Raw genomic sequence first — 5,705 nt, 5'->3', positions numbered from 1 at the left:
CCGGCCTGATGCTGACCTGCCGCGCGGAAACCGGCATCCGCACGCCGGCCGATCTGCGTGGCCGGACGCTGGGCGTCTGGTTCTCCGGCAACGAGTACCCCTTCCTCGCCTGGATGGCGCGGCTGAACCTGCCGACCGATGGCACGCCGGCCGGCGTGCGCGTGCTGCGCCAGGGCTTCAACGTGGACCCGCTGCTGCAGCGCCAGGCGGATTGCGTTTCCACCATGACCTACAATGAATACTGGCAGGTCATCGATGGCGGTTTCCGCCCGGACCAGCTCACCGTCTTCCGCTATGCCGACCAGGGCGTGGCGACGCTGGAGGATGGGCTGTATGTGCTCGAGAGCCGGCTGAGCGATGCCGCCTTCCTCGCCCGCATGGGCCGCTTCGTCCGCGCCTCCATGCAGGGCTGGGACTGGGCGCGGCAGAACCCGGACGCGGCGGCGGCGATCGTGCTGGACAACGACACTTCCGGCGCGCAGACGGAGGCGCATCAGCGCCGCATGATGGGTGAGATCGCGAAGCTGCTGGACACCACCGGCGGCGGCCGCCTGGACCCGGCGGATTACGAGCGCACGGTGCAGACCCTGCTGTCCTCGGGCGGCGAATCCCCCGTCATCACCCGCGCCCCGACCGGCGCCTGGACCCATGCGGTGATGGACGCGGCGCGCTGAAGCGGTTCAGCCGGCGCGGGCGAAGACGCAGACCAGGCCGCCACCCGGCGGCCCCTGATGCTCCGCCCCGCCGCTGACGAAGACCTGCCCATGGCCGGCGACGCTGGCCACGATGGCGCCTAGCGCGCCGCGCAGATGCCGCTGCGCATCAAGATCGGTATCGCCGAGCATGGTGTGGCGCGAACCACGGATGGCGCCGGACTTTTCCGGCTCGCCCTTCGCCAGCACACCGAGCACCCGCGGGCGCTGCGCAGCGGGCACGCAGGGGGCGGCATCCAGCCCGGCGGCACGGAAGGCGGCGACCACGCCCTCCAGATCCAGTAGATCCGCCATCGGTGCCACGCCAGCAACAAGGCCCGGCACCCAGCCATCCGCCTGGCCGAACACCACCACCTCATTCGCCGTCACCTCGATGCCGGAGGAAATGCTGGCGCGGTTGCTGAAACGGCCAAGGTCGCGCAGCAGATCCGCCTCACGCGCCTCGGGAATATCGCCCAGCGCCAGGCCCACGCCGAAGGCCGCCGCGGCACGCGACAGCGCCATCAGCACCCGCGGATCGGCGCTGCGCGCCTCCGGCCCCGGCGCCTGGGCGCAGGGCGCCTTCACCTGCACCAGCGCCACATCCGCCGCACGCGCAATCCCGGCATCGGCCATCGCGTCCCGCACCGCCTGCGCCACCGCTGTGATCTGCGCCTGCCGCCCGATCTCGGCGGGTGGTCTCGGCGCGCTGAAGGCGGTGCCCATCGCCAGGCCACGCTGGCCGGTCGCCGCACGATCCACGGCAAAGACCAGATAGTGTGGTGAAAGCGCACCCTCGGTTCCGCCCGACAGCACGCAGGGTATGCGTGCGGCCAGCGCCACGGGGTCCGCACCGGTCGCGGCGGACAGCAGCAGCATCAAGGATTGCGTGAAGTAGCCGCGTGTGAAGTCGTTCAGCCCGCCATTGCCTTCGGTCTTGCCGATGACCGCACGGATCTCGCCCGCCCGCACCGCACCGGATTCGAGCAGCACATGCAGGGCGGACAGATCGCCCGGATGGGCCATGGGCAGGCGGTGGATGGCAAGCTGGGGCATGGCGCGAGCATACTGCGTGTGGCGCACCGATTGCACGGCCCGGCGCAACTTCCTGGATGGCTTCCATGCGAATTGGCATCATCGGCACCGGCGTTGCGGGCAGCCTGCTGGCGGAGGGCCTGCACGGCTTCGACGTGAAGGCCTTCGAGCGTGTGGCGCCTGGCGATCAGGCGGAATCCGGCACCGGGCTCAATATCGGCCCCAACGCGTTGAAGGCGCTGCGCCTGCACCTGCCTGCGCGCCATGCGGCGCTGCGCGCGGCATCGCTGCCCTGGCAGCGCTGGTTCATCGACCTGGCCGACGGCACCCGGTTGTTCGACCTGGACCTGCTGCAGGTGGCGGAGGAGCCGGGGGTTCGCATTCGCTGGTCCGAACTCTACCGCTTGCTGCGCGCACCGGTGGCAGCCTGCACGCGCCATGGCCATGCGCTGGAGGCGCTGGAGGAAGACGCCGCCGGCCGCCTGGTGCCGGTGTTCCGCACCGAAACCGGCCTGGTGCGAGAGGGTGGCTTCGACCTGCTGGTCGGCGCCGATGGCCGCTACAGCCGGCTGCGGGCCCTTGCGGCCGGCGAGGCCGAGGGCATGCTGCTCGGCGTCTGCATCTGGCGGCTGCTGGTGACCGATGCGGCGGATTGCCCCTATGACGATTATGGCCAGTGGTTCCAGGGCAATGCCCGTCTGCTGTCCTTCCGCGTGCCGGGCGGCGCGGTCTATATTGCCGGCACCTTCCCGTTGCCGGAAGACGGGCAGATTCCCGAGGCGATGAAGACTGCCGCGGCGCAGCGCGCGCTGTTCACGCCGGCGGCTGCGGCGCCCTGTGACGCCGTGGCCTGGATGCTGGCCAGGATCGAACAGCACCTCGCGCAGATCCATTGGGCACGCTCCGCCACCGTGCCGGTACTGCGCCATGCGCTGGACGGGCGGGCCTTGTTCCTGGGCGATGCGGCCCAGGCGATGGTGCCGACGCTTGGTCAGGGCGCGACGCAGGCGGTGGAATGCGGCGTGGTGGCCGCGCGCGTGCTGCGCGCCGGTGGCGATACGGCGGCGGTCGCGGCGGCGCGGGATGCCCGTGTCGAATTTGTGCGCGAATTCTCCATGGCGGCGTCCGATACGCTGCTGCCGCCGGTGGATGTGGTGGCCGGCACGCGGAGCAAGATGGGACCGGATTTCCTCGCAAGGTTGCAGCGGCTCTACACGGAGGTGAATTAGCGCCCGGACCAGTGCACGAAGCGCTTCTCCAGCAGCAGGAAGCCGAGGTTCAGCAGGTAGCCCAGCGCGCCGGCCACGAAGATCACGCCATACATCAACCCGCTTTCGAACAGCATCTGCGCGTTGATGACGCGGTGGCCGAGACCGTCGGTGGAGCCGATGAACATCTCCGCCACCACCACGATGACCAGCGCGAGTGAAACGCCGCCACGCATGCCGACGAGGATCTGAGGCAGTGCCTCCCAGATCAGGACATCGACCAGGATGCGGGGGCCGGAGGCGCCCATGATGCGGGCAGCCAGCACGCGGGTGCGGCGCGCATTGATCACGCCATAGGCGGCGTTGAACAGGATAACGAGCGCGGCGCCGAAGGCCGCGACCGCGATCTTCGTCCCCTCCCCGGGTCCGAACAGGATCAGGAACAGCGGGAACAGCGCGGAGGCCGGGGTGGAGCGGAAGAAATCCACCACGAACTCCACCCCCCGATAGAGCCGTTCCTGCGCCCCGAGCGCCACGCCAAGCGGCACGCCGATGGCGCTGGCAATCAGGAAGGCGAGGCCGGTGCGCTCCACCGTGCGCCAGGTATCATGCGCCAGCGTGCCAGTGGCGAAGCCGCGCCAGGTCTCGGTGAAAGCCTCGGCGGGCGGTGGCAGCAGGATGGGGTCGGCAACCCTCAGCAACACCGCAATCTGCCAGATCAGCACGAAGCCCAGCGCGCCGAGCACCGGGGCGACCAGCGCCCTCATGCCGCCGCCACCGCGCGCTGGAATACATCGAGGCAGCGCGCCTTCAGCGCCATGAAGCCGGGCGCGGCCAGCGCCTCTGCCTCCCGCGGCCAGGGCAGCGTGATGGGCACGTCATCGGCCACCGTGGTCGGCCGCCGCGTCAGCATCAGAAGGCGGTCGGCCAGGATGATGGACTCCTCCAGATCATGCGAGACGAGGATGGTGGTGATGCCGAGATCCTTCAGCACGCGTTGCAAAAGATCGCGCAGCGAAAGCGTTGTCTCGAAATCCAGCGCGGAGAAGGGCTCGTCCAGGAACAGCACCTCCGGCTCCACCGCCAGCGCCCGCATGATGGAGACCAGCTGCTGCTGGCCGCCCGACAACTCGTAGGGGTAGCGGTTCAGGTCGAAGCGCACCCGGAACCGCTCGGCCAGGGATTGCAGCCGCGCCTCCACCTGTGCGGCCGGCAGCCCCATGCGGCGCATCGGGTAGCGGATGTTGTCGGCCGCACGGCGCCAGGGGAACAGCGCCTCCCGATAATTCTGGAAGACATAGCCGACGCGGATCTCGGCAACCTCGCGCCCATCAAACAGGATGTCGCCGCCATCGCGCGGCAACAGCCCGGCGGCCATGTTGATCAGCGTCGATTTGCCGCAGCCATTCGGGCCGAAGATGGCCAGGATGTCGCCGCGCTTCACATCCAGGTCGAAGCCCGAATAGACGGGGTGTCCGCCGAAGGCCTTGTACAGTCCGCGGATGGTGATGGCGGTCTCGCGCGGGGTCAGCTTCACAGGGCGCGCAGGAAGCTGTCGACCTGGATCGCATTGCGCACGACGCCCTGGGTCACGGCGAGGTCCACGAATTTCTGGAAGTCGGCGACGTCCTGCGGCGTCAGGTCCCGCACCATGCGGAAATTCACCAGCGGCACGGTGGGGGCGAGCTCCGCCGAGGTCTGCATGTGCTGCACCAGAAGCGGGCGGACGCTGGCGGGTTCCGCGGCAATCAGCGCGCAGGCCTTGGACCAGGCGGCGGCGAAACGGCGCGCTGCATCGGGCTTTTCATGCAGGAACTTGCCGGTCAGCGCCGCGCCGGCGGCGAAGGCCTGCGCATCCGTCCGGCCGAGCAGATGCGTGGCGATCACGCCCGCTTCCAGGCGCCGTGCCGCGCCAGCGCGCTCGGCGATGGTGGCCACCGGCTCCAGCGTGTAGGCGGCATCGAAGGTTCCGGCCGCCAGCGCGCCGACATGCACCCCCATCTGCTGTTCCTGGATGGTGTAGTCGCGGGTTTCCTGAAGCCCCACCGCGGCCAGCACCGCCCTTGCCGCGGCCAGGTTGGCCGGCCCGGGTGCTGACATAATGCGGGCGCCCTTCAGGTCCCGGAGGCTCTGCGCCGGGTGGTTCGCCCGCACCACGAACTGCTCCATCTGGTAGCGCGCATTCTGGCCGTTCAGGGCGATATAGACCGCGGTGCCGGCGCGGCGGCTGTTGATGTTGGCGCCTTCCAGCGTCACCAGGTTGGATGCGGCCTCCACATCGCCGGAGATCATCGCCTGCACGATCAGTGGCGCCGCCTGCAACGGCGTGGCGCTCGCCTCGATGCCTTCCGCCGCGAAGAAGCCGCGCTCCACCGCCACGTAATAAGGCAGCGCGGAGGAGACGTTGAACACCGCCACACGCACCCGGTCCGCCCCCTGGGCATTGGCGATGGCAGGCGCGGCAAGGGCTGCGAGCAGCAGGGGGCGACGGCGGATCATGGGAACATCCTCACGCAAGGTTCGGGTAGGTGGCGGGGTCGTGGAAGCTGGCGCCGGCGACATAGCGGCGCTCCGGCGAGGGGTCCGGCGGCGGCCCATGCTCCGCCTGTCCGTCGAAGGTCAGTTCAAGCTGCACGCCGGAGGGGTCGTGCACGAACAGCTGCCAGAGGCTGGTGCCCGGCACCAGGAATTCGCGCCAATCCAGCCCCGCGGCGCGGAAGCGGGCGAGGAAGGCATGGTAGCCACGGCAGGCGAGCGAGACATGGTCGAT

General features: G+C 69.7%; 6 protein-coding genes and 1 pseudogene. 2 read left to right on the top strand and 5 right to left on the bottom strand.

The genetic code is table 11. The features are described 5' to 3' along the window. Positions 1 to 674 (top strand): ABC transporter substrate-binding protein (locus Q8S40_RS12005; protein WP_305670584.1); only part of this gene is annotated, 674 nt, incomplete at its 5' end. Positions 675 to 680: 6 nt separating this feature from the next. Here Q8S40_RS12005 and Q8S40_RS12000 read toward each other — a convergent pair. Continuing rightward, positions 681 to 1,748, bottom strand: a complete 1,068-nt coding sequence (locus Q8S40_RS12000) for a ring-opening amidohydrolase (RefSeq protein ID WP_305670583.1) — start codon at positions 1,746 to 1,748, stop codon at positions 681 to 683. Positions 1,749 to 1,813: 65 nt separating this feature from the next. On the opposite strand from Q8S40_RS12000, the gene Q8S40_RS11995 reads away from it, so the two are divergent. Then, the gene (locus Q8S40_RS11995; RefSeq protein ID WP_305670582.1) at positions 1,814 to 2,956 is read left to right on the top strand and encodes an NAD(P)/FAD-dependent oxidoreductase; all 1,143 of its coding nucleotides are present in this window, start codon (positions 1,814 to 1,816) and stop codon (positions 2,954 to 2,956) included. On the opposite strand, the gene Q8S40_RS11990 is transcribed toward Q8S40_RS11995, so the two are convergent. The 4 genes and pseudogenes from Q8S40_RS11990 to Q8S40_RS11975 form a co-directional block, all read right to left on the bottom strand. Further along, on the bottom strand, positions 2,953 to 3,702 hold the full coding sequence (locus tag Q8S40_RS11990) for an ABC transporter permease (RefSeq protein ID WP_304807394.1): 750 nt from the start codon (positions 3,700 to 3,702) through the stop codon (positions 2,953 to 2,955). The two genes, Q8S40_RS11995 and Q8S40_RS11990, sit on opposite strands and share 4 nt — an antisense overlap. Next, a complete protein-coding gene (locus Q8S40_RS11985) occupies positions 3,699 to 4,472 on the bottom strand; it encodes an ABC transporter ATP-binding protein (RefSeq protein WP_305670581.1) in 774 nt (257 codons plus the stop codon). Before Q8S40_RS11985 ends, Q8S40_RS11990 begins: the two co-directional genes overlap by 4 nt. Beyond that, positions 4,469 to 5,434, bottom strand: coding sequence for an ABC transporter substrate-binding protein (locus Q8S40_RS11980; protein ID WP_305670580.1), 966 nt, complete (start codon positions 5,432 to 5,434; stop codon positions 4,469 to 4,471). The genes Q8S40_RS11985 and Q8S40_RS11980 overlap by 4 nt, the downstream gene beginning before the upstream one ends. 10 nt (positions 5,435 to 5,444) lie before the next feature. Further along, a pseudogene (locus tag Q8S40_RS11975) lies at positions 5,445 to 5,705 on the bottom strand (hypothetical protein); the annotation flags it as partial.

This window comes from Falsiroseomonas sp. (assembly GCF_030695085.1).
Taxonomy (GTDB): domain Bacteria; phylum Pseudomonadota; class Alphaproteobacteria; order Acetobacterales; family Acetobacteraceae; genus Falsiroseomonas.
Note: the sequence above shows the minus strand (reverse complement) of the source record. Positions and strands in the feature narration are given on the sequence as shown.

Coding starts and splice junctions, on each gene's coding strand:
- Q8S40_RS12000 (WP_305670583.1), bottom strand. CDS start 1,748: ATGCCCCAGCTTGCCATCCACCGCCTGCCCATGGCCCATCCGGGCGAT.
- Q8S40_RS11995 (WP_305670582.1), top strand. CDS start 1,814: ATGCGAATTGGCATCATCGGCACCGGCGTTGCGGGCAGCCTGCTGGCG.
- Q8S40_RS11990 (WP_304807394.1), bottom strand. CDS start 3,702: ATGAGGGCGCTGGTCGCCCCGGTGCTCGGCGCGCTGGGCTTCGTGCTG.
- Q8S40_RS11980 (WP_305670580.1), bottom strand. CDS start 5,434: ATGATCCGCCGTCGCCCCCTGCTGCTCGCAGCCCTTGCCGCGCCTGCC.